This is a genomic window from Mitsuokella sp. UBA4253 (assembly GCF_002395285.1).
In the GTDB taxonomy this organism is placed as follows: domain Bacteria; phylum Bacillota; class Negativicutes; order Selenomonadales; family Selenomonadaceae; genus Mitsuokella; species Mitsuokella jalaludinii.
Window position 1 is genome coordinate 202640 of sequence record NZ_DGWR01000016.1, and the last position, 22732, is coordinate 225371.

Sequence of the window (22732 nt, forward strand, 5' to 3'; positions counted from 1 at the left end):
ATGTCATACAAACCTCAGAGCAACTTCACGCTGATCTTGACGACAACCTTGCGCACGGTCATGGGCTGGCCGGAGGCGCAGGCGGGACGATGGATGTCCTCGGGGAAGAATACGCTGAAGCAGCCGGGGCGCGCTTCGATGAAGCACTCGTTCTCCACCTTCTTGTAGAAGATCAGGTCGCGGTCGTCGAAGCGCTCCGCCACCTCATAGCTGCCTGTGTCCGGCGTGAAGCCAAGGCGCTCTCTGCCCGAGGCGAGGAACTGGACATCGGCGTACTTTTCATGGGCTTCGGGACGCTGCTCCTCTGCCGGCTTCGTCTCCGCGTCGAAGACCTGCGCGTAGATGTCATCGCCCTGGATTGCATAGCGGCCCGGCTCCATCTTCGTGAAGTCATGCGCCTTCAGGAAATCCAGTGCCTTCTCGACGGCCGTCGGCAGCATGACGCTCTGCTGTTTTGCATGGATGGAAGAAAAAATCATGATATGCCCTCCTCTGTGATCACAATCGCAGTCAATTGTGTGATGCCTTCTCGCCTATTGTATCACATGGAGCACAAATCCACATCAAAGAGATGCGGCAAACTCTCTGCCGAGGGCTTTGCACGCGGCGATGCCGTCGTCATCAGGGGCGTTCTCGATGGCCAGGCCGTCGCCTATGAGCTTGGCGCCCGCATTGCGCGTGCGCTCAGCCCAGGACTCCATCCAGGCGCCGCCGCCCCAGCCGTAGGAACCGAAGAGTGCGACAGGCACGCCCTGCAGATGGCTCTCGGCCTCTGCGAAGAAGGGCTCGAACGCCCCTTCCTCGAGGACTTCATCCCCCATGGCCGGGCAGCCGAACATCAGGCCATCGTATTCTTTGAGGCGCTCGACGCCGCCGAACGACTCGACCTCGAATACATCGACATCGGCACCGACATCCTTGGCGCCCTTCTCGATGGCCCTGGCCATCTCCAGCGTATTGCCCGTGCCGGTCCAGTAAATGATTGCAATCTTGCTCATTGAGAATCACCTTTCTTTCTATAAAAGTATATCTGCTTCTTCTGACTCAAACGGCTTTGACGAGATCCGGGAACGAACAGCCCTGCTCGAGGCGCGAGCAGAAGTCCTCCGTGCAGTGCGCATAGCGGTCGAACAGCGCCCGCGTCTCTCTTTCGTTCGCGTATACCTTCCAATACCCACTATAGCAGAAATCCTGCCCTTTGTGCGTGATAAAACCGACAACATCCGCAACAGGATAGCCAAGGAACAGGCCGATCTCATGCGGGAAGGATTTCTGGAGCTGCATGCGCAGGCGCAGATGCGCGAGGCATACATCGAGCCTTTCGTCACACGGATAGCCGTACGCCTGCAGCAAATCCCGTACCTCCGCCTGCTCCAGATGGCGGCGAAGGCATGCTGCCCGGTAGAAGAGCAGCAGCGTGTAAGCCTCTCCCTCCGCTACGCGGAAGACTTCGATTCCCTTGCAGGAAAAGCACGCCTTGTACGAGGCCAGCAGCCCTTCGAAATCATCAAAGCGGTCCCTGCGGAAGGAGAGCAGACTTGCGGGCCGCAGCCCGACGAGCAGCGGAGCGGCGTGGAAGCCCATGAGCTGTTCGAAACCCTCTCGTCCCAAAATGCATCACCTCTTGTTGAAAATCATTATCATCATTACTCTGCCTGTATTATATCGAAAATGTTTCTCAATTACAAGGCGGCCGATAAAATTTTTCTATTTCGCCTTTGTCCTCCTATGAGATAACCCCCTTTGATGCTATAATGGACAATAGCATAGCCAGGACTCGCAGCAGTCTGTAAGATTGTATTGACAACATTTCTTTCCTATGCTACTATCAAAACATATAAGATTAATATGATTAGGAGGTAACTCATTCTATGATACAGCTGTCTCATATCGAGAAGACGTACGACAGCCCCTCCGGTCCCGTCAAGGCGCTCAAGGGTATCGACCTGACGATCGAGCGCGGCGAGATCTTCGGTATCATCGGTCTCAGCGGCGCGGGCAAGTCCACGCTGATCCGCTGCATCAACATGCTCGAGCGCCCGACGGCCGGCAAGGTCATCGTCGACGGCCAGGACATGACGGCCATGAGCGAGAAAGAGCTGCGTAAGGCGCGCAAGAACATCGGCATGATCTTCCAGCACTTCAACCTGCTGAGCTCGGCTACTGTCTACGACAACATCGCATTCCCGCTGCGCCTCTCGCACACGCCGGAAGCAGAGATCAAGAAAAAGGTACTGCCGCTCTTGGAGCTCGTCGGCCTGGCCGACAAGGCGCACCAGTACCCCTCACAGCTCTCTGGCGGCCAGAAGCAGCGCGTCGGCATCGCCCGCGCACTCGCGAGCGAGCCGAAAGTCCTGCTCTGCGACGAGGCGACAAGCGCCCTCGACCCGCAGACGACGCGCTCGATCCTCGAGCTCATCCAGGACATCAACCGCAAGCTCTCGCTGACGGTCGTCGTCATCACGCACGAGATGCAGGTCATCAAGGACATCTGCGACAAGGTCGCCGTCATCGCGAACGGCGTCATCGCCGAGCAGGGCACCGTCCTCGAGGTCTTCACGAACCCGCAGAAGCCCATCACGAAGGACTTCATCAGCGTCCTGCTCTCGAACGAGCTGCCCGCGGCGTTCCGCGGCGGCGAAGTCTCGAAGACGCCGTTGCCCGGCGCCTATCTCTTGCTGCGCCTGACGTTCATCGGCGAATCGGCCGACGACCCCGTGCTGGCCGGCATGATCCGCAAGTTCCCGGAAATCGAGGTCACGATGCTCTTCGGCAACCTCGACCAGATCAAGTCGACGCCTTTTGGGCGCATGATCATCGGCATCACGGGCCCGGAGACAAGGATCCAGGAAGCGCTCCAGTACCTGCGCCAGCAAGATCTCAAAGAGGAGGTGATTGGCTATGTCCGCAGACATGATTCCACTTCTGACTAAGGCCCTCGGCGAGACGGTCTACATGGTCGTCGTCTCGATGGTCATCGCCACCATCATCGGCGTGCCGCTCGGCGTACTGCTTCACACGACGAGCAAGGGACAGATTCTCGAGTCACTGGCCGTCAACCGCATCGTCGGCGCCATCGTCAATGCCGTGCGCTCCATCCCGTTCATCATCCTGCTCGTCGCCATCATCCCGTTCACGCGCCTGCTCGTCGGCTCGGCCATCGGCACGACAGCTGCCATGGTACCGCTCGTCATCGCTGCAATCCCGTTCATCGGACGCCAGGTCGAGACGAGCCTCAAGGAAGTGCCGTTCGGCCTCGTCGAGGCTGCGCAGTCGATGGGCGCAACGCCGGCCCAGATTATCTGGAAGGTCCTGCTTCCGGAATCGATGTCCTCGATTGTCGCGCAGCTCACGACCGTCATCATCAGCCTCGTCGGCGAGTCGGCCATGGCCGGTGCCGTCGGCGGCGGCGGCCTCGGTGACCTCGCCATCCGCTACGGCTACCAGCGCTTCCGCCCGGAAATCATGCTGGCCACCGTCGTCATCCTCATCGTACTCGTTCAACTCGTCCAGTTCGTCGGCAACACGCTCGCCAAACGTCTGGACAAGAGATAAACAAAAGGGAGGAATCCACATGAAAAAAGTACTCGCACTCATCGCTGCGCTCGTCGTCGCAACGCTGGCTTTCGCCGGCTGCGGCGGCAGCCAGTCCTCTTCTTCATCCTCGTCGAACGCAGCTCAGACGAGCGGCACGAAGACGCTCAAGGTAGGTGCTACGGCTGTGCCGCACGCCGAGATCCTCGAGGCAGCCAAGCCGCTGCTCGAGAAAGAAGGCATCAAACTCGACATCGTCGAATTCAACGACTACGTCCAGCCGAACCTCGCCCTCAACGACAAGGAACTCGATGCCAACTTCTACCAGCATGACCCGTACCTCCAGAACTTCATGGAAGAGCACAAGGAAGTCAAGCTCGTCAGCGCCGGCGGCGTCCACATCGAACCGATGGGCATCTACTCCAAGAAGGTCAAAGACCTCAAGGATCTCAAAGACGGCGCTACAATCTCCATCCCGAACGACCCGACCAATGGCGGCCGCGCCCTGCTCCTTCTCGAGAAAGCTGGCCTGCTGAAGCTCAAGGACGGCGTCAAGGAGAAAGCAACGCTGCAGGACATCGCCGAGAACACGAAGAACTTCAAGTTCCAGGAAGTCGAAGCCGCACAGGTTCCGCGCACGCTCGATGATGTCGATGCCGCCATCATCAACTCCAACTTCGCCATGCAGGTCCAGCTCGACCCGACGAAGGATTCGCTCTTCATCGAGGACAGCACGAGCCCGTACGTCAACATTGTCGCCGTACGCCAGGGCGATGAGAACCGCCCTGAGATCCAGGCTCTCATGAAAGTCCTGCACAGCCAGGAAATCAAAGATTTCATCAACAACAAGTATAAAGGCGCTGTCGTCCCGGCTTTCTGAGCCGATGACGCGCATAAAAATACGCCAGACCTCAATGAGGCTGGCGTATTTTTGTGCAGTCGTATCCTGTCGTTTATTTCTTGGGGATGACCGACCAATTGTGGTCGCAGGTCGGAGTGATGGTGCCCTTGTCCTTGACGTACTGGATCATCAGCGCGCGCATCTGGCCGTCATCGCCGTACTTGCGCATGGAGTCGAAGACGACCTCAGGCTTCCGGCCATCCGTGTAGCCCATGGCCGCCATATAGCCGCTGCCGCCGTTCATGCGGTAATCGTTGATGGCCATCGTGAAGGTGTCCGTGTCCTTGACGTCCTTGCCCTGGTACTGGAGCTTCGTGATGCGGTGGCCGACGGGCTGATTCATGTCGATCGTGTAGTCGACACCCTGGATCATGTCGTAATTGTAATCCGGCGTCGTGCCGTAGAATGAAGCCGCATGCTCCATGTACTTGCGCAGCTCTGCCCCATTGATGCGGATGCCGTAGAGGTAATTCTCATAGATGTAGAGGCCCGACATTTCCTGCAAAGTGATCGCGCCCTTGTCGATGTTCTGGCTCGTGTTGAACGCTGCCGACGCCGAGAGCTGCGTGCCTGCGTAGTGGCGCTGCACCTCATTGACGAGATCGACGATGGCCGAATCCTGATGATTCGACTCCGCGCCGGAGAATTCGTCTGACGCCTGGCCGATGACGGTCTGGAGGTGCTGAAGCGTCTTCTCGTGCCATGGCTTGACCTTCGTGGCAATGGCCGGGTCGTCCGGAACGCCCTTGACCGACACAGCTTCTGTCGTGACCTTTTCCACCTTCCACTTGCCGTCGACCTTGTGCAGAGTCAGCTTGCTCTTGCCGACGAATTTGCCGTCCTTGCCCGACTCGACGACAGGAACGCCGTTGACGACGGAATCCGGATAGACCGTGCCGTCCGGGCCCTTGATGCCGGACTTATTGTCGATGACGACATGGTTGTGAGCGCAGATGAGCAGGTCGAGCTCTGGGCATGCCTCCGCGATTGCAATGACCTGGTTCTCAGAAGCGTTGCGGTCGCCGCGCGGGACGCCGGAGTGCGTGACGCCGATGATGATGTCCGCGCCCTTTTCCTTGAGCTCTTTGACGTACTTCTGCATGACGGGCACCTGACTCTCAAAGTGGAGGCCCGCAAAGTGCGATGGATCCTCGAAGTTCGGGATAGCCGGCGTGTCCGTGCCGACGATGCCGACCTTGACCTTCTCACCGTCAATCTTGACCGTCTTGATGATGTACGGGCGCACGGCGCTCCAGGTCTTGCCCGTCTTATCGTCGATGACATTGGCGCCAAGCACGTTCTTGTTCTTGCCGATGGCCTTCTTGAGGTAGTCGAGGCCGAAGTTGAACTCATGGTTGCCGAGCTCGATGGCATCGTAGCCGATCTGGTTGAACGCGACAAACATCGGATGCTGGCCGGCCTTCCACTCATTTGGATGCTGGACCATGTAGGTATCGAGCGGCGTGCCCTGCAGGATATCACCGCCGTCGATGCAGAGGATGGCGTCATCCTTGCCCTTCTGCGCGCGTGCCTCATTGATGATCGTGCTGATCTTCGCCAGGCCGACATCCGCCGGCTTCGCCGTGAAGTAATTCCAGCCGACGACACTGCCGTGCACATCCGACGTCGAGAAGACCGTCAGATCACCGGCAAAAGCCGTGCCGGCCGAGAGTGCCGCCGTCAGTGCCGCGAGTACCATGACTTTCAGAGAGCGTTTTGTCTTCATTTACTTTACCTGTCCTTTCTGCTGAAGGTCCCGTTCATTGAGAGAGGCAATGTTCGTGTACTTGCCATCTGCTGCGTTGTGCAGGGAAATCCTTCCTTCCTTCAGGAGCTCCTCTGCCTTCTTGTAATCAGCCGAGTCCCTGTCAAAACCCGTCACATGCCAGTCATCAACAGGCTCGACCTCGACCTTGCCCTTCTTCACTTCACGGATGTAGCGCGCCGTCATGTTGCGGATCGTGCCCTCTGTCTCGCCAAATGCTTCCAGCGACGACCAGACCTGCGGGAACTCGCGCCCTTCGAGCGCGCCACCTTTCGCGACGAGCTGATTCATGCGGTAGGCATTCATGCCGAGCTTGAGGACGTCGCCGTCCTCGACGGCCCTGCCTGTCTTCTTGAGCCGCAGGTCCGTGATGCGCGAACCTGCCGGCTTTGTCAGGTCAATCGTGTACGTGACACCGCCGAACATGTCGTTCGTGCTGTACTTCGAAGCGCGACGCACGGGGTTGTAGCTCGGCGCGATGTCGCCCGGCTGCTTCTGGTTGAAGTAGGCAGCGGCCCATTCCATGTAATCCCTGAGGTCTTTGCCCGTCACCTGATATACGGTCGTCTCGCCGCCCGTATACTGGTAGTTGAAGGCGATGTCCTTGCGGCGGATGGGGCCGACGAGCTGCTGGGCATTGTCGCGGCTGATGATCAGCGACGTCACATCTGCGCCGCTGTAGTAGAGCTGAACTTCCTGCAGGAAATGCGTCAGCGGCGTGTCGCCGATCTGCACCTCGCTGATGCCCGGCATCGAATCCGGCGGAACCATATTCATGCCGACCGCCTCGCCGATGACTTCATTGGCTGCCTGGCGGGCCTGTTCGTGATACGGTGCGAGCTTCCGGACGAGCGACGCGTCGTCTGCGTACGTTGCCATCGGGATGGTCCTGGCCTTCTTGTCCGTCAGCACATAGCGACCATCCTTCTGCTGAAACGTCAGGTCGATGCGCGTCAGCGCGCGGCCGTATTTATACGGCTCCGAGATCAGGACGCCGTTTACCGTCTTGCTGCTGACATCCTGGTGCATGTGACCGGCAACAACGGCCGCCAGTTCCGGGCAGGCATTCGCAAGATCCGTCATGCCCGTGTTGGGACGCTCGTTCTCGTTCATCACGCCCATGTGCATGACGCCGATGATGACATCAGCCTTCCCCTTCAGCTCCCGGATGGCCTGCTTCGTCTCTGCGACAGGATCCTTGACGACAACGCCCTTGAGGTGGTCGGAGTCCTTCTCGAACTCCGCAATCATCGGCGTGTCCATGCCGATAATGCCGATGCGCACGCCACCCTTCGTGATGACCTTCACGGCCGGCATGAAGCGGCGCCCATCCTCCCAGTAGACATTTCCGCAGAGGACCTGCCCCTTGAACTGGCGAGCCACATGACGCAGCACATCGAGTCCGAAATTGAATTCGTGGTTGCCCATCTCCCAGATGTCATAGCCCATCGCATTCATGGCGACTACCATGGGCTGATGCTTCGCCGTGTTGAACTGCTCCACGCTGTTGTCCTGAATGGCATCGCCGGCATCGACGAGGATGACATTCGGGTTTTCCTGCCGGATTTCCCGGATGGCAGTGCTGAGCTGCGTCAGGCTGCCCGAGCGGTCTTCCGTGTCCGTCGAATAATCCCACGGCATGAAGCGTCCGTGAACATCCGAAGTCCCGAGGACCGTGACCGATACAGTGTCGGCAGACGGCGCGGCTGCAAAGGCCACAGCCGTCGTAAAAGAAAGCGACAGAGCTGCTGCCAGGCAGCCCAGCAGGCAGCGCCTGCCCTTGTGCTTGAAGTCCATGATTCCTCCTGTTCTTCTCATCTCGTCATTCTAGAAAAGGCGGCTGTCAGAAGCAGCCGCCTTTCCTGTATCGTCCGTATCCCGCTTGCTTAGAACTGCCACTCGACACGGCCGAAGAGCTCTTTGTAGTTCTCGTTGCCGATCAGCGTCTTGCCCTGTGCATACTGGAGCCACGTGTAGGTGTGCGGCATGATGTTCATGAGGAAGCTCAGCGCGATGCCCTTCGTGCCGGCATCACTCGTGTACGTCGGCGTCGGACCTACATTCTGGCCGATGTTGCGGTAAGCAATCGATGCGCCCCACTGACCGGCGTTCGTCGCGTTGAAGTTCTCGAATTCCTTGTAGCCGATGACAGCGCTCCAGGACGTATTGTAGTCATCGGCGCTGAAGTTGTGGCCGTAATTGCCCTGCAGGGCGATGTTCTTCGAGAAGTGGTACGTGCCCTTGGCCGTCCAGGTGTTCATGTCGTCGTTGTCGGTGCCATAGCCGAGCATCTTCGTGAAGACATTGCTGTCGAGGTGATGGTAAGCCGTACCGTAGTTGAGCTTGCCAGCCCAGCCCGTGAAGCCGATGGCCTGATAGTTGGCCGTCGCATCTGCACCGCCATTCTTGTTGACACCGTACAGGTAGTACTGGTTGCCGCTGTTGAGGTTGAAGCGGCCGGCATTGACCGTCGTCGTGAAAGCCTTCTTGCCGAACTGGACCTGTGCACCGGAGAACTGCGTATCGAACATGATATCCATGTCGATGCCGACCGGCATGCGGCCAAAGCGGTACGTCGTATCGCCGTAGTTGCCTTCTGCCCAGAGGCGCTTGAGACCAAGGCTGCCAGCCGTATCCTTCGTCAGGTCTCCGTACGCATCGAGACGCGCTCTGACCTTCCAGTGGTCGTTGACTTCTGCCTTCGGCTCCAGGCGGAACGTGTAGCCGTTCGAGTTATCGCGCGTCTTCACATCGTCAAGCTTGCTGGTCTTCTTGCCATTGATATAGATGTCTACCGGCGCCTTATCGTAACGGACACTGCCGTAATCATAGCGCAGCATGCCGTGCCACTGCACGTTATCGGCGTTCTTCTCCAGCTTGGCCACGCGCACGCCGAGGTTCGCAAGCTCATCGGAGAACTCAGCAGCGAGCTTCTCGATCAAGGCCTTGTCGGAAGTCGAGACATCCTTCTTGGCCATGGCCTTGGCAACCATCTGCGCCATCTCGTAGCGCGTGATCTTCTGGCTGCCCTTGAACGTCGCGTCGCCGTAGCCTTCGATGACGCCGTCATTGGCCAGTGTCGTCACGGCATCGTAGGCCCAGTGGTCAGCGGGCACATCCGAAAACGGGTTTGCTGCGGCGAATGTGGTGCTGGCCGCGCCGATGACCATAGCCGTCGTCAGCGCCGTTGCGATGGTTTTTTTCATATTACCTGACTCCATTCTCTCTTGAACTCCTGTATCAGAAAACAATTCGGACATGTATCTCGTTACACCTCTATTTAAAGTTTTCTGACTTTTCTCTAAGACATTTTCATTATACCGTAAAGAGGGGCGGATAAAAAGGCCGTATGACTTCTATAGTACATATGACGGGACTATTTTTTCGTATTTTTTTCAGATTCATCGCGATTTCACTGGGTACGGCGTGAAAAAAAGAAGTCCCAAACGAGTGGGACTTCTTTTTCCAGAACAAGGTATTCGCTGTCGTGATGATCAGCGGATGGTAATGCGGCCCTGCGGTGCCTTGTAGTCGGCGCTGACTGTGCCGCCGAGTTCTTTGAGGTAGTTGCGGACGGCGTCGGTGTCGAGGTAGTCGACATCGTGGATGGTGACTTTAGCGGGGTCCTGCATGGAGTAGTAGGAGTCGCCGCCGGAGGTCAGGAAGTCGGGGACGGCGATGTTGTAGGTCGCCTCCGGGTCGAACGGCTTGCCGCCGACGCTCGCGATCGTGACGCGCGAGCCGGGGGCTGCCGGACGGTAATAGACGGAATGCGGGTAAAGCTCGCCTTTTGCGAACGGCGTTTTCGTGTCGACCGTGTAGACGATTCCTGCAACCTGCGGGAAAGCGCCGAGCGCTGTCGGCGTCGTGCACGTCGCCGCCTCGAGGATCTCGAGCAGCGCCGAGCCCTTCATGGTGACGTACTGCAGGTAGTTGTGGTACGGCAGGACGCGCAGCAGGTCGGCCTCCGTGATTGTGCCGGCCTTGATGCCCGCGCGGATGCTGCCGCCGTTCATCAGGGCGCCGTCAATCGTGACGCGGTCGAGCACCGCAGCCTGACGGACCTGCCAGAGGTAAGCATCAGCGAGGAAGTCGCCGAGGTTCGTCTCCTCCGTGCGCACGCCCGGGTCGCGACTGCCGTTGAGCTCAAACGGCGTCATGCCGACTTTTGTCGCGAGTCTCTTGTCGATGGCGGCCTGCGCCTTATCGACGATTGCCTTGACCTTGGCATCCTCTTTGTTGAACTGGCCATAGGCATGGAGCTCTTCCTGCCACTTGCCGTCTTCATAGCGGACAACGCCGATGTTCGCGAGGTGCGAACCCGTCTCGGTCAGCAGACTGCCGTCAATGTAGAGATTCTTGACCGTGTGATCGTGGCCGTCGATGAAGACGTCGATGCCCTTGACGTTCGCGAGAACGTCGTTTGAGCGGTCGCCGACGGCATCCGGCTCGCTGCCAAGATGGCCGATGGCGACGATGAGGTCACAGTGCGCGGCCTTGAGCGCCGCGACTTCCTTCTGGGCTGCTGCGTACATTTCCTCTTTCGAGAGGAAGGTCAGGCCGCGCGTGCTCTTCGGGTTCGACGTCGTGATGGTCGACGGCGTCGTCAGGCCGAAGACGCCGATCTTGAGATCACCTTTGCGGATGATGGCGTGCGTCTTGCCCGTGAACGGCTTGCCCGTCGCCTCGACGATGATGTTGGCCGACACGATCGGGAACTTCGCCTGCTTGATGCGCTCCGTGGTCACATCCGAGCCGTAGTCGAACTCATGATTGCCCAGCGTCATGGCATCGTAGCCCACGGCATTCATGAAGTCAATGGCCGTCTTGCCCTTGCTGAAGTTGACGAGATTGTTGTCCTGGATCGCATCGCCGGCGTCGACGAGCAGGACCTTGTAGCCCTTGGCCTCGTAGTCTTCTTTGAGCGCCGCGACCGTCGCCATGCCGTTGACACCATCGGCACGCTGGTCATAGCCATGCGTGTCATTCGTGTGCATGATGACGAGATGCGAGAAATCCGCCGCAAACGCTGTGCCCCAGAGACAGGCAAAGACGAGTGCCAGCACTGCCAGTATCTTTTTCATAAATTCTCCTTTCGGCAAAATAATACTAAAACAATACTCTTACATCCATTGTACCGAACGAAAATTCTGACGTCAAATAGTAAATGATATACAGACAAAAAAGACCCGCAACAGCGGGGAACTGTTGCGGGTCAAAAAGGGAAATTTAAGAGAAATGAGGGATGTTATGGATGCTCGTGTCAGTCTTCTACGAGCATCATCCCCTGGTTCTCACCAAGGGCCAGTGTCAGCTGACCGCCATTTGCCGTAGCTTTGGTGCCGGTCAACTCATCGGTGAAGGTTGTACCATCTGCGGCGGAGACGGGCAGAGTGACCTGCTGTGCTTTGCCGCGGTTCAAGGCGACGATACCGAGTTTGCCGGAGTCGGCCTTGCGGCTGAAGGCGTAGATGTCGCCCTCTGCCTTGAGCGTATTGACATCACCGCGCGCGAAGATATCCTTGTGCGCGTTGCGGACACCGATGACTTTCTTGTAGTGGGCAATGAGGTCTTTGTCCTCCTTGCCCCACGGATAGGTGCGGCGGCAATCCGGGTCGCCGCTGCCGTACTGACCGGCTTCATCGCCGTAGTAGATGGTCGGCATGCCCGGATAGCCCATGAGGAAGGTCGCCGCGAGTTTGAGACGCGCCTTGCCGAGGTTGTAGTCGAAGTCCTTCTTCGTCGGCTGTGCGACACTGTCGGAGCCGCCGCCGAACTTGTAGATGGCGCGGACCGTGTCGTGGCTGTCGACGATGTTCATGAGGTCGTAGAAGGCCTCCTTCGGGTAGTTCTGGCGCAGGACCGTCAGCTCGTAGTCGGCCGCCTTGGCGTCGCCCTTGTTGAGGAAGAGGTCGCCGAGCGCGAACGAGAGCTTGTAGTTCATGACAGAATCGAACGTGTCGCCCGTGAAGAACTGCGAGCCATCCTGCCAGATCTCACCCAAGAGCAGCGGCTCAGAGCCGTCCTTCGTCTTGATGGACTTGACTTCCTTGCGGACGTTGGCCCAGAATCCCGGCGGCACCTCCTTGGCGACGTCGAGGCGCCAGCCGTCGAGGCCCTCGTCGAACCACTTCATGATGACGCCCTTGTCCTTGCCATTGCCGTAGAGCAGGTAGTCACCGAGGTCCGACTTCACTGTGCCCTGCTCCGAGCCCGGATAATCGGCATCCTTGAACGGCACGAGGCTGTCGTAGCCCTGCCAGTCGTGGTAGGCGTACTTCTTGCCCATCATGTCCTGTGTCTTCTCGTTGCGGATGTCGAACCAGTTCTCCCAATGCCACGGGCTGAATACCTGGCCTTCGGCCTCGAGTTCTTTCTTGGCCTCGACCTTGGCCGCCGCCTCCGTCATGTGCTTGTCGTTCATGAGGTCGTAGATGCGGCTCCAGTACTCGTAGGCACCGACTGTCTTGTACTTGCCGTAGCGGTCGAAGTAGATGGAATCATCGCCGATGTGGTTGTAGACACCGTCCATGATCAGGTGCATGCCGCGCTTCTGCATCTCCGCTGAGAGCTTCTCGAGATCCTTGAAGTTGCCGAGGAACGGGTCGATTGTGCCGTAGTCGACGGCATCGTAGCGGTGATTCGAGCTGGCATCGTAGATCGGGTTGACGTAGATAGCCGTCACACCAAGGCCCTTGAGGTAGTCGAGCTTCTTCGTGATGCCGGCGATATCGCCGCCGAAGAAGTCGTTGCACTCCCACTTGTCGCCGTCAGCAGCCGGCGTCTTGCTGTAGTTAGCCGGCAGGTCGCTCCATTTGCGGTGCTGCACCGGCTGGAAGCCGCGCGCATTCGCACGCGCGTTGTCGTTGCTCTTGTCGCCGTTGAAGAAGCGGTCCGGGAAGATCTGGTAGCAGACGGCGTCCTTCGCCCAGTCCGGCGTCTTGTAGTCCTTGCTGTAGACCGTGAGCTGGTACGGCTTGACGCCGCGCAGCTTGAGCTCGCCCGTGCTGCCGGGCTTCGCATCGTCGCCGTACTCCTTCGTGTCGTTGAGCACGAACTTGTAGCCGTAGAGGCCGTACGACGTCGGCGTGAACGAGGCCGTCCAGATGTCCTGGTCGCCAGAGGTCGAGGCTTTCGTCATCGGATACGAAGTGACCGTGCCGGCCGTGTAGTCCGGATTGTACTCATCGCCGCCATTGGCCGTAATCTTGGCCTTGTAGACGACGAGCTTCGCGCTCGTGACATCGCCCTTGCCCGTGGCGAGCGAGAGCTTTACAGGCGTGCCCTCCTTGACGGCTTCAAACGGCACGCGGTAATCCGTACTCCAGCTGTCGTGGTAGACCTTGTCCTCGCGGATGCGGCCATCGTCGGCGATCAGGCGCTTTGCCTTGCTGTCGTAGTAGAACGTGACATCGCCATCCTTGGCGACATTGACCTGCTGCGTCAGCGCATCCTCGCCCGGCATCTTGACCGTGACCGTGTAGTCGCCCTTCTGGAGCGGGATGGTCTTCTGGAAGAGATTGTCGAGCATCTGGTCGCGCATCAGCGGGTCATCGACCGCGCCAAAGCTGCCCGAGAGCACCGGCAGGTCTTTATCCGCGCGGAATGTGTAGCTCGTGCTGTCCGCGATGTGGTGCGACTTGTCGTTGTAGTAGAACGTGACCTCCTGCGCCTTCGGCAGCGTCAGCTGCACATTGGCGCCGTCGAAGTTGCCGCCGAGCCCGTAGTTCTCGGCCCAGCTGCCGTTGACGGAAATCTTGTAGTAATACGTGCCGGCAGGCAGCTTTATCTTGTAAGAATAGAAATCATGGCCGATGGCCTTCATGCGCGTCGTCGTGTCCGACGGATCCCAGTCCTTCGCCGCGCCAGCCTTCGACTGCACCGTGCCCGTCAGCACGATGCTGCGTCCCTCGGCAGCGAGAGCTTTCTCCTCAGCGTCCTTGCCCGCGTAATCGTACGTCACGGCATGCGTCGCATCGTCGTAGGTGAATGTGACATCGTGGTCCTTGAGCAGGCGCAGCGCGATGTTCTTGCCATTCGCCTCACCGTTCGCGCCGTAGTTGACATCCCACGAGCCGCCCACGGCGATCTTGAAGTCGTAGTTGCCCTTCGGCAGATGGCCCGTGAAGACATGATGGCCAGCGCCGTCCGACTTCATGATGGTCTTGCCATCGGCAGGATCCCACTCCTTGGCCGCACCAAGCTCATCCTGCAAGGAGCCTACCAAAACAACGTCAGTCGGCTGTACGGAGCCAGGTCGGGCTGCTTCAGCAGTAGTTGCTGCCTTTTCCTCCGCAGATCCCTGTCCAGCATACGATACCGTCGTCTTGTGAGTAGCGGAATCGTACGTGAAGGTCACCTCCGTGTCCTTCGTGAGCTTCAGCTTCATATTGGCACCATCGGCCGCGCCGTCAGCACCGTAATTCGTATCCCACGTGCCACCGATGGCAATCTTATACTCGTAATTGCCCTTCGGCAGTTTGCCCGTATACTGGTACTTGCCGTTTCCGGCATCCTTCATGATCGTCGTATCGTCTCCCGGTGCCCAGTCTGCACCAGCACCGAGCTTCGACTGAACCGTGCCGACGAGAACAACATCTGAAGGGCCTACCGCCGCCGCAGCTTCAGCAACCGAAGCCGTGATGCAGGTTGGCATGACGTCTGCCGGCATGACGAACGGACTGCCGAGCAGGCTAAAGGCCAACGACATGCCAATGGCACGTTTCAACGCTTTCTTATGACTCATTACGAATGCCCCTTTCACAAAAGGAATAAAATCGGGACCTCACTGCTGAGGGCAACGACTCGTCTATCACCTTAGTGGTAACCACAAAGCCCATGTCAGGTGCGAGGTTGCCCCCACTGTGAAATCCCGATACTGTCAGAAAATCATTTGCGTATCAAGCGGAGAGCACTTCATCAGAAGTGGAAGTCGAGCCAGCTGCGCAGGATGTGACGCGTGTAGGCACCACCAGCCCAGTTAGCATCACTATTTTCGGTGAGATGCGGAGCCCACATCGTCTCCCACTCGCAGTTCTGCCACGGAACCATCTTGAAGCCGTAGAACCAGCCCTTGACGCCATTGACAAAGGTCGGTTCACGCGTAGCCCACTCATCATCATGTCCGAGATCCGAAACGGCACCGATATCCATCCACTTTGCATAGGCCCCCCAAGAACCAACTTTGTTGAGATCCGTGCCACGATAATCAAAGCGGACAGCCCACGTGCGATCTGCATGCGGTTTCAGCCAATTCAGGTCCTCTAACAGGGCATCAGATTTCAGATAAGAACCCGTGACCGAGAAATCTTTGAAAAGTTTCGCCTTCAAATCAACACCATAGAAGTTCTTAGCCCCCGTGTAATAACCATCTGCCGAGTTCCCCGTATCCGATGTATGATCGACGACACGAGAGTAAGCGATGTTTGCATCGAGGTATTTACCGATTGGGCCCCAGAAATCCAACGAACCAACAATCGGTGCGCGATGCGTGTTAATCTTGACAGAAGAAGTATCCCAGCCCTTATGCGAACCATCTTCATTAAACGTTTCTTTGATCTGGTCCGTACCCGAGACAGTCGTCCAGTCAGCAGACGGTTTCCAGTACTGAGCACTCATCCACCAACCGTGACCACCTTCAATCGGATGGTACGTGGCGATACCGTCGACCTGACCACCAAGCATGAGGTTCTGCATACCAATACCGTTCCACTTGCGGCCAATGTTCGTATACCAGTTGTGGTTCTTGCCGAGCTGGAGTTCTACCCAGATATTCGAGATGGAACCATTGTGGTTATCATCGCCGAGCAAACTATCCTTATCGATACCAGAAATAACATTTGTCGTCTCAAGGAAATCAGTCGTACCATCTTTACGGGTCAACTTGAGCATCTTAGGAATCTTGCTGTTCGCGTATTCACTGTCGCGATAATGCGCGTTTTTCTCAACCGTAAAGCGTGCCGTTGCATGATCGTTGACCTTCATGGAACCCTCGAGATCCATGTAGAAGCGATTATTATAGGTGCCATTATGACCATCTTTCACCAAGCCATTGTCATCGCCAACCTGTACACGCGTCATGCCCCAGACCTTGAATTTATCCGTCTTGTTCTTGAGGTCATTGATGTCATTCGTATTCTTATTGACCTGATTTTTCAGCGTGCCCAGTTCATTGGCATACTCAGCGGAGAGTTTGTCGAGTACGGCCTTGTCGCCAAAGCTGATGTCGTTCTTCTGCATTGCCTTTGCGACGATTGCTGCCATCTCATAACGCGTCATGGCACGACTGCCCTGGAAGGTACTATCCCCCATACCTTCGATGACGCCCTCTTTGGCGAGGTAATCGAGTGCCTGATAGGACCAATGATCCTTCGGGACATCTGTGAAACTGTCCGCCGTAGCAGCAAATGCCGTACTGGACATGCCGACCGTCAGACCGGCAAGGATAGCAAGTGCCTTCGTGTTGATCTTCATGTGATAGACTTCCTTTCCCTTTTAAGATAAATGGGTAATTGGGATTTTATAAGAATGAGATTCCCTTATCTATCCTTGTTCCGATATGAAAATCTCATCATATAAACTTTTCTGATATCTCCCGGTAAAAAGCAGGCGATAACGGTTCTGTGTGTGATAGAGGACAGAACCGTTACACACCCAAAGGGGGAATTCCTGCGAACATGTCACAGGTCAAAAGAAATATATGTACACGCAAATACATGCGCGCGGGGGCTGATTAAAGATTGGCGAGCAGCATCGCACCGACGCTGTCGTAGGCGCAGCGGGCCTTGGCCTTGATGGCATCGCGTGCCGTCGTGACCGTGTAGCCGTGGAAGGCCTCGATCATCGGCAGGTCGTTGACCTCGTCGCCGATGGCGAAAATTTCGGCACCGGTCCATCCCATCAGAGAGAGTGTGTGATCGATGGCCTGTTCTTTGCTGATCTCCTTCGGCGTGATGTCGACGGCGCAGCGGTTCGGATAGGCGTGAACCACATCACCGAATCTGGCATTGACTTCTTCGCTTGCAGCGAGGGCGTCTTCGGGGTTCGTGAACCCGAGCGCAAACTGGTGGATGGTCTGCGGCAGATGGCCGACTTCGCTCTCCTCGATGTTGACAATCGGGAAGTTCCACTGCTTCGCCTCGCGGATGACCCAGGTACCTTCCGACGCATGGCAGAGGTAGGTGCGGTCCGCGGCGGACAGGGCAAAATGGAAGGACTTGCGCACGAGCGGCAGATGCGTCAGCGCGGCCAGCATCTCCGGAGCGATCTCTGCTTCCCAGAGCACCGTGCCGTCGGCTGCACAGATGATGCCGCCGTTATTGCAGGCGAGATAATCGTAGCCGACACCATAGTGCTGGAGCTGCGGCACGAGCATGCCGTGGTCGCGTCCCGAGACAACGCCGAACTTATGCCCGGCTTCACGCCATTTCTTAATTGCCTCGGCATCGCTCTTGGCGATCCTGTCCTCGCGGAACAGGGTTCCATCGTAATCACTAGCGGCTACTTTCATCATCGTTCCTCCTCATTTGACATAGACGACGGCTTCCGCCGGTCTAAGAGTTCCCTTCTTGGCATTCTCGTAGTTGCCGATCAGGATGTCGGCATCCTCAAGGACGCTGCTATCGTATGTAACAGTATCATTCGTGAAATTGACGACCGTGTACGCCGCATGCTCCCCAAGCACGCGTTTGAATGCGTAGACGTGCTCATCCTCGTGCAGCAACTCTTCATAGGAGCCCTGCAGCAGGATCTCAGAGGCTTTGCCCTCCGTGCGCTCACGGTTCATCTGGCGGTAGTAGCTCAGCACGGATGTGCCGTCCTCGCTCTCCGCCTCGACACAGCAGTCCATGAAGTCCTTGTGGACAGGCAGCCACGGCTTGCCGGTCGTGAAGCCTGCGTTCGTGTCGCGCGTCCACTGCATCGGCGTGCGCGCGTTGTCGCGGCTCTGGAACTGCACAGCCTTGAGTGCTTCTTCTGGCGAGAGGCCCTCTTTGAGGGCGTATTCATACTGGCCATGCGTCGAGATATCGTTGTAGTCCTCGATCTTCGGGAAGGCCGTATTCGTCATGCCGATCTCTTCGCCTTCGTAGACGAAAGGCGTGCCGCGCAGCGTGAAGAGCACGGTCGCCAGCGCCTTGGCTGCCACCTTCGGGTCGGTGCCCTCTGGGAAGTAGCGGTGCATCGCGCGGTTCTGGTCGTGGTTCTCGAAGAAGATCGGATACCAGCCCTCTTTTGCCGTCGCAGCCTGGCTGGCTGACAGGGCATCCTTGAGCTGGCCGAGCTTCCAGGCGAAGCGCTTGCACCAGATCTCGCCCTCCGGGTAGGAGAGCTCGAGGTGGCTGAACTCGAAGAGCATCGAGAAGACACCGTCCTTGCCGACCCACTGCGGCAGTTCCTCCGGGCTGACGCCGTTGGCCTCGCCGACCGTGAAGATGTCGTGACCGTCGAAGACGTTGCGGCGGAACTCGTGCAGGAAGTCGAGGATGCCCGGCGTGTTGGCCGTCATCTCGTGGATGCCGGAGAGGCCGTCAGCACCGTCGACCGGGCCGTCCTTGAACGCCGGCTTCTTGATGTAGACGATGGCATCGATGCGGAAGCCGCCGACGCCCTTGTCGAGCCAGAAGTTCGCGGCGTCAAAGAGGGCCTGGCGCACCTCTGGGTTCTCCCAGTTGAGGTCCGGCTGCGCCTCGGCAAACGTGTGCAGGTAGTACTGCTGGCGCTCCTCGCACCACGTCCAGGCCGAGCCGCCGAAGATGGCTCTCCAGTTCGTCGGAGCCGAGCCGTCCGGCTTGGCGTCGCGCCAGATGTACCAGTCGGCCTTGGGATTCGTGCGGTCCTTCTTCGACTCGAGGAACCACGGGTGCTGGTCGGAGCTGTGGTTGAATACGAGGTCCATGACGATGCGGATGTCGCGCTTCTTCGCCTCAGCGATGAGCTCTTCCATGTCCTCCATCGTGCCGTACGACGGGTCGATCCCGCAGTAATCGGAAATATCATATCCATTGTCGACCATCGGCGATGGGTAGACCGGCGTGAGCCAGATGGCTCCCGTGCCGAGGGACTTCAGGTAGTCGAGATGGCTCGTGACACCTGGGATGTCACCCACGCCCGTCCCGGTCGTATCCTGGAAACTCTTCGGATAGATCTGATAGACGATGGATTTCTGCCACCATTTCAATTCATTCATGTATATGCTCCTTTCTTCTGAGGATCTCCGAGAAATAAGAAAGAGGAGTGTGGAGCACTCCACACTCCACTCTCATTTCTTATCGATGGGACATCAGAAGGAGATGATCGGGGTTTCGTTTACTTTGACGTCTCCGTCTGCAGCTTTCTTCATCTGCGGATAGTCACCGCTGTTCGTGACAGCGAGGATGATCGTATCCTTGTAGCCCGCAGCCTTGATGGCATCGCGGCTGAAGCCGATGAGCTCGTCGCCGGCCTTGACTTTCGCGCCCGTCTTCGTCAGGCAGCGGAAGCCCTTGCCGCCCATCTTGACCGTATCGAGGCCGATGTGGATGAGGATCTCGGCGCCGTTCGTCAGGCGCAGGCCGATGGCGTGATAGGAACCTTCCATGATCATGGTGACTTCGCCGTCAGCCGGAGCTACGACCATTTCCGTCGTCGGCTCGATGGCAACGCCGTCGCCCATCATCTTCTGGGAGAATACATCGTCCGGGACTTCCGTCATGTCGATGAGCTTGCCGGAAGCAAATGCCTTGAGTTTCATCGAGAGGTCCGTCTTGACAGGCTCGCTCGGATCAGCTGCTGCCTTTGCCTCGACGGCTACGTCAGCGAGGTCGCCCTTGAGCAAGGCATCGAAGTAGCTGCGGACATTCGGTACGGAGAGGCCGACGATGACCTGGATGGCATGGCCGTTCTTGACGAGGCCGAATGCGCCAGCCTTCGTGAACTTGCCTGCCGATGCAACTTTATCCGGATCAGCGACCGTGACACGCAGGCGCGTTGCACAGTTCGTGACTTCCTTGATGTTGGACGGACCGCCGAGGTTGTCGAGGAAGACCTGAGCCTTCAGAGCTTCCGGGTTGTTGGCGAGGCCCTTCTTCTCCATCTCTTTCTTGGCCTTGTACTCGGCTTTCGAGAAGAGCTTGTCCTCTTCGTCGTCGTCCGTGCGGCCCGGCGTCTTGTAGTCGTTCTTGAGGATGAGGTAACGGAATACGAAGAAGTAGATTGCGGTGAAGCAGAGGCCTACGATGATCTGCATGATGTAGGTGCCTGCATGATACTTGAACAGCGGGATCCAGTTCTGGACGAAGCAGTCGATGAGGCCGCCGCCGAAGTTACCGGAAAGGCCGAAAAAGTAAAGCGTTGCGGAAAGCGTTGCCGCGAGGACAGCATGCACAGCGTAGAGGAGCGGTGCGACGAAGAGGAAGGTGAACTCAAGCGGCTCGGTGATACCGCAGAGGACTGCCGTGATCGTAGCCGGGATCAGCAGCGTTGCGACCTTCTTGCGTCTCGCCGGCTTTGCGCAGAAGTACATGGCAAGTGCGGCACCCGGCAGGCCGAAGACCTTGGACATACCGTGGAGGGCGAAGCCGCCTTCCGGGAACATCTCTTTCAGGGAATGAGCGCTCGTAGCGAAATCATTGAGATGCTGGAGCCAGTAAGCCTGGATACCGCCATCGCAAACGGCCGGGCCGAAGATGAACGGCAGGTAGATGAAGTGATGCAGGCCTGCCGGCAGGAGGATTCGTTCAGAGAAGGTGTAGCACCATACGCCGATGATGCCGCTCGTCTTGAGGAAGAACTGGAACTGCTCGATGGCGTGCTGGACAGCCGGCCATACGAAGCAGAAGAGGAGTGCCATCGGGATCATGACGGCGAAGCCGACGGCTACGACGAAGGCAGGACCTTTGAAGATGCCGAGCCAGTCCGGGATCTCCGTATCATAGAAGTGGTTGTGGATCCAAGAGGAGCAGCAGGCGATGAAGATGGCGCCGAGCATGCCCATGTCGAGCGTCTTGATGTTCGCGATCATCGCAAGGCCTGTGCCCGCACCAGCTGCCTGGCTGTAATCCACTCCGAAGAAGCTGCCGTGCAGCGTCAGGAATGCGGATATGAAGTAGTTGAAGCACATGTAGATGACGAAGGACTCCATTGCGCAGCGCGCCGGTTCCTTTTTCGCGAAACCGATTGGGACGGCGATGGCGAAGAGGATTGGCATCTGGGCGAATACCGTCCAGGCACCCTGTTCGACGACAAACCAGAAATCGTACCAGACTGTGCCTTTATCTGCAATGCTGCCGAGAAGCATGGTGTTCTTGCAGACAATCGAGATGGCAACCGTGAGACCGAAGAATGCGAACAGGATGACCGGCGTGTACATTGCGCCGCCAAACCGCTGCAATTCTTGCATGACGCGATCTTTCTTGATCGACATGTTCATACCCCCTATTTCTTAAACATACCCTTATGAGTTCTTGCCAATTCGATATTATTATCGATTCGACTTGGTTTCCGAGCTGGGTGATTGCAATCCCCCGATCACCCCCTCGGTTATCTTGTACCTAAAGGATACAAAAAAAAGACCGCGAACGCAATAGTTTCGCGGCCTTTAGGCACATCACCCCTTTCGTGTACCACGGTACATCCGGCGTATCTTGGTACACGCGAGGTGCTGCAAGGGTTTGCAGGCAGTCTTTCTTTATATTGTTGACTGAATAGTTTTCTCTTTCAATCGATGCACGTACATGCGGTACTTGACATACCAGACCTCGATGAGCATGAAGTACGGCATCATCGACTTGAAGGAGATGTGCTTGCCGTCCTCGGCATCGTAGAGCTGGAACTCGGCCGGCGAGATGTAGAGGTTGACGGTCGAGAGGCTCGCGAGTGTGTTGTCGTGGAGCTTCGTGATGGAGATCAGCGGAATGTCGCGCAGCTGGAGCTCACGGGCGAACTCGACAACAGTCGGCGTCTCGCCCGACAGCGAGACGATGATAAAGAGGTCATCCTTCGTCAAGGTGTTCAGCAGCGAATAGAATTCCTCGCGGGCCGGTATCTCATAGAGGAAGACGTTGTCGTAGAAGAACAGCCGCTTGAGCTCCTGCAGGACGTTGGCCTGCACGTAGCCCGAGGCAAACGTGAAGACGCGGTTGGCCTCATGCACGAGTCGGCTCGCGCTGTCGAAGTTGCGCTTGAAGATCTTCTCGCCTGTCTTGAGGTAGAAGTCGCTGAGGTCCTCGAGCACGTTCGAATTGTAGTGCGGCGTCTCCTGCTCCTCCATCTTGAGGATGGCCTTGAGCTCGCCGAAGCCGTCGAGTCCGAGCTTCTGCGCGAAGCGCACGATCGTCGTACTCGAGACGCAGCAGGACTTTGCGAGCTCATGGATGGAGATGTGGCGCGCCATCTCCCGGTGCTGCAGGATGTATTTCCAGATGACCATGTCGGTGTCGTTGAGCGACTGGCGGTGGGTGTTGATGATTTCATCGAGACGCATATCCGTTCCCCCTTGACGAATGCATTTCTTATTCCTTTTCAATACAAAATGATACCATCCCTGAAAGGATACG

The 22732-nt window shown here is 57.6% G+C and carries 16 protein-coding genes; 3 read left to right on the plus strand and 13 right to left on the minus strand.

The window, feature by feature from the left end:
- Window positions 1-14 precede the first annotated feature (14 nt).
- The 3 genes from B2X55_RS09695 to B2X55_RS09705 all read right to left on the minus strand — a co-directional run bounded on the left by B2X55_RS09695 (window position 15) and on the right by B2X55_RS09705 (window position 1584).
- A complete protein-coding gene (locus B2X55_RS09695) occupies window positions 15-479 on the minus strand; it encodes a YhcH/YjgK/YiaL family protein (protein WP_286821942.1) in 465 nt (154 codons plus the stop codon).
- 84 nt (window positions 480-563) lie between these two features.
- Window positions 564-998: a flavodoxin gene (locus B2X55_RS09700; RefSeq protein WP_286821943.1), complete on the minus strand. Its 435-nt coding sequence runs from the start codon at window positions 996-998 to the stop codon at window positions 564-566.
- 46 nt (window positions 999-1044) lie between these two features.
- A complete protein-coding gene (locus B2X55_RS09705) occupies window positions 1045-1584 on the minus strand; it encodes a DUF3793 family protein (protein ID WP_278822891.1) in 540 nt (179 codons plus the stop codon).
- Window positions 1585-1871: 287 nt separating this feature from the next.
- Between B2X55_RS09705 and B2X55_RS09710 the strand changes: the two genes are divergently transcribed.
- Genes B2X55_RS09710 through B2X55_RS09720 form a run of 3 tightly spaced genes read left to right on the plus strand, consistent with a single transcriptional unit; the run spans window position 1872 to window position 4414 of the window.
- A complete protein-coding gene (locus tag B2X55_RS09710; RefSeq protein ID WP_286821944.1) occupies window positions 1872-2933 on the plus strand; it encodes a methionine ABC transporter ATP-binding protein in 1062 nt (353 codons plus the stop codon).
- Window positions 2902-3555, plus strand: a complete 654-nt coding sequence (locus tag B2X55_RS09715) for a methionine ABC transporter permease (RefSeq protein WP_036377200.1) — start codon at window positions 2902-2904, stop codon at window positions 3553-3555. Before B2X55_RS09710 ends, B2X55_RS09715 begins: the two co-directional genes overlap by 32 nt.
- 19 nt (window positions 3556-3574) lie before the next feature.
- On the plus strand, window positions 3575-4414 hold the full coding sequence (locus tag B2X55_RS09720) for a MetQ/NlpA family ABC transporter substrate-binding protein (RefSeq protein ID WP_286821945.1): 840 nt from the start codon (window positions 3575-3577) through the stop codon (window positions 4412-4414).
- A gap of 73 nt (window positions 4415-4487) precedes the next feature.
- Here the strand turns inward: B2X55_RS09720 and B2X55_RS09725 are convergent, their stop codons facing one another.
- The 10 genes from B2X55_RS09725 to B2X55_RS09770 all read right to left on the minus strand — a co-directional run bounded on the left by B2X55_RS09725 (window position 4488) and on the right by B2X55_RS09770 (window position 22659).
- Window positions 4488-6161, minus strand: a complete 1674-nt coding sequence (locus B2X55_RS09725; protein WP_286821946.1) for a bifunctional metallophosphatase/5'-nucleotidase — start codon at window positions 6159-6161, stop codon at window positions 4488-4490.
- Window positions 6162-7997 carry a bifunctional metallophosphatase/5'-nucleotidase gene (locus B2X55_RS09730; RefSeq protein WP_286821947.1) on the minus strand — a complete coding sequence of 612 codons (1836 nt, stop codon included), beginning with the start codon at window positions 7995-7997 and terminating at the stop codon, window positions 6162-6164.
- Between the two features lie 89 nt (window positions 7998-8086).
- On the minus strand, window positions 8087-9406 hold the full coding sequence (locus B2X55_RS09735) for an S-layer homology domain-containing protein (protein WP_286821948.1): 1320 nt from the start codon (window positions 9404-9406) through the stop codon (window positions 8087-8089).
- A gap of 288 nt (window positions 9407-9694) precedes the next feature.
- Entirely contained in the window at window positions 9695-11284 is a 1590-nt protein-coding gene (locus tag B2X55_RS09740; protein ID WP_286821949.1) for a bifunctional metallophosphatase/5'-nucleotidase, read from the minus strand.
- Between the two features lie 179 nt (window positions 11285-11463).
- Window positions 11464-14928 carry an alpha-amylase family glycosyl hydrolase gene (locus B2X55_RS09745; protein WP_286821950.1) on the minus strand — a complete coding sequence of 1155 codons (3465 nt, stop codon included), beginning with the start codon at window positions 14926-14928 and terminating at the stop codon, window positions 11464-11466.
- A gap of 191 nt (window positions 14929-15119) precedes the next feature.
- Window positions 15120-16673, minus strand: a complete 1554-nt coding sequence (locus B2X55_RS09750) for an S-layer homology domain-containing protein (RefSeq protein WP_286821951.1) — start codon at window positions 16671-16673, stop codon at window positions 15120-15122.
- 259 nt (window positions 16674-16932) lie between these two features.
- On the minus strand, window positions 16933-17709 hold the full coding sequence (locus B2X55_RS09755; RefSeq protein ID WP_286821990.1) for an HAD-IIB family hydrolase: 777 nt from the start codon (window positions 17707-17709) through the stop codon (window positions 16933-16935).
- A 12-nt stretch (window positions 17710-17721) separates the two neighbouring features.
- Window positions 17722-19386, minus strand: a complete 1665-nt coding sequence (locus B2X55_RS09760) for an alpha-glucosidase (protein ID WP_270528052.1) — start codon at window positions 19384-19386, stop codon at window positions 17722-17724.
- Window positions 19387-19479: 93 nt separating this feature from the next.
- Window positions 19480-21600, minus strand: a complete 2121-nt coding sequence (locus tag B2X55_RS09765) for an alpha-glucoside-specific PTS transporter subunit IIBC (RefSeq protein WP_286821952.1) — start codon at window positions 21598-21600, stop codon at window positions 19480-19482.
- A 264-nt stretch (window positions 21601-21864) separates the two neighbouring features.
- Complete coding sequence (locus tag B2X55_RS09770; protein WP_036377176.1) at window positions 21865-22659, minus strand: MurR/RpiR family transcriptional regulator; 795 nt, start codon at window positions 22657-22659, stop codon at window positions 21865-21867.
- Window positions 22660-22732 lie beyond the last annotated feature (73 nt).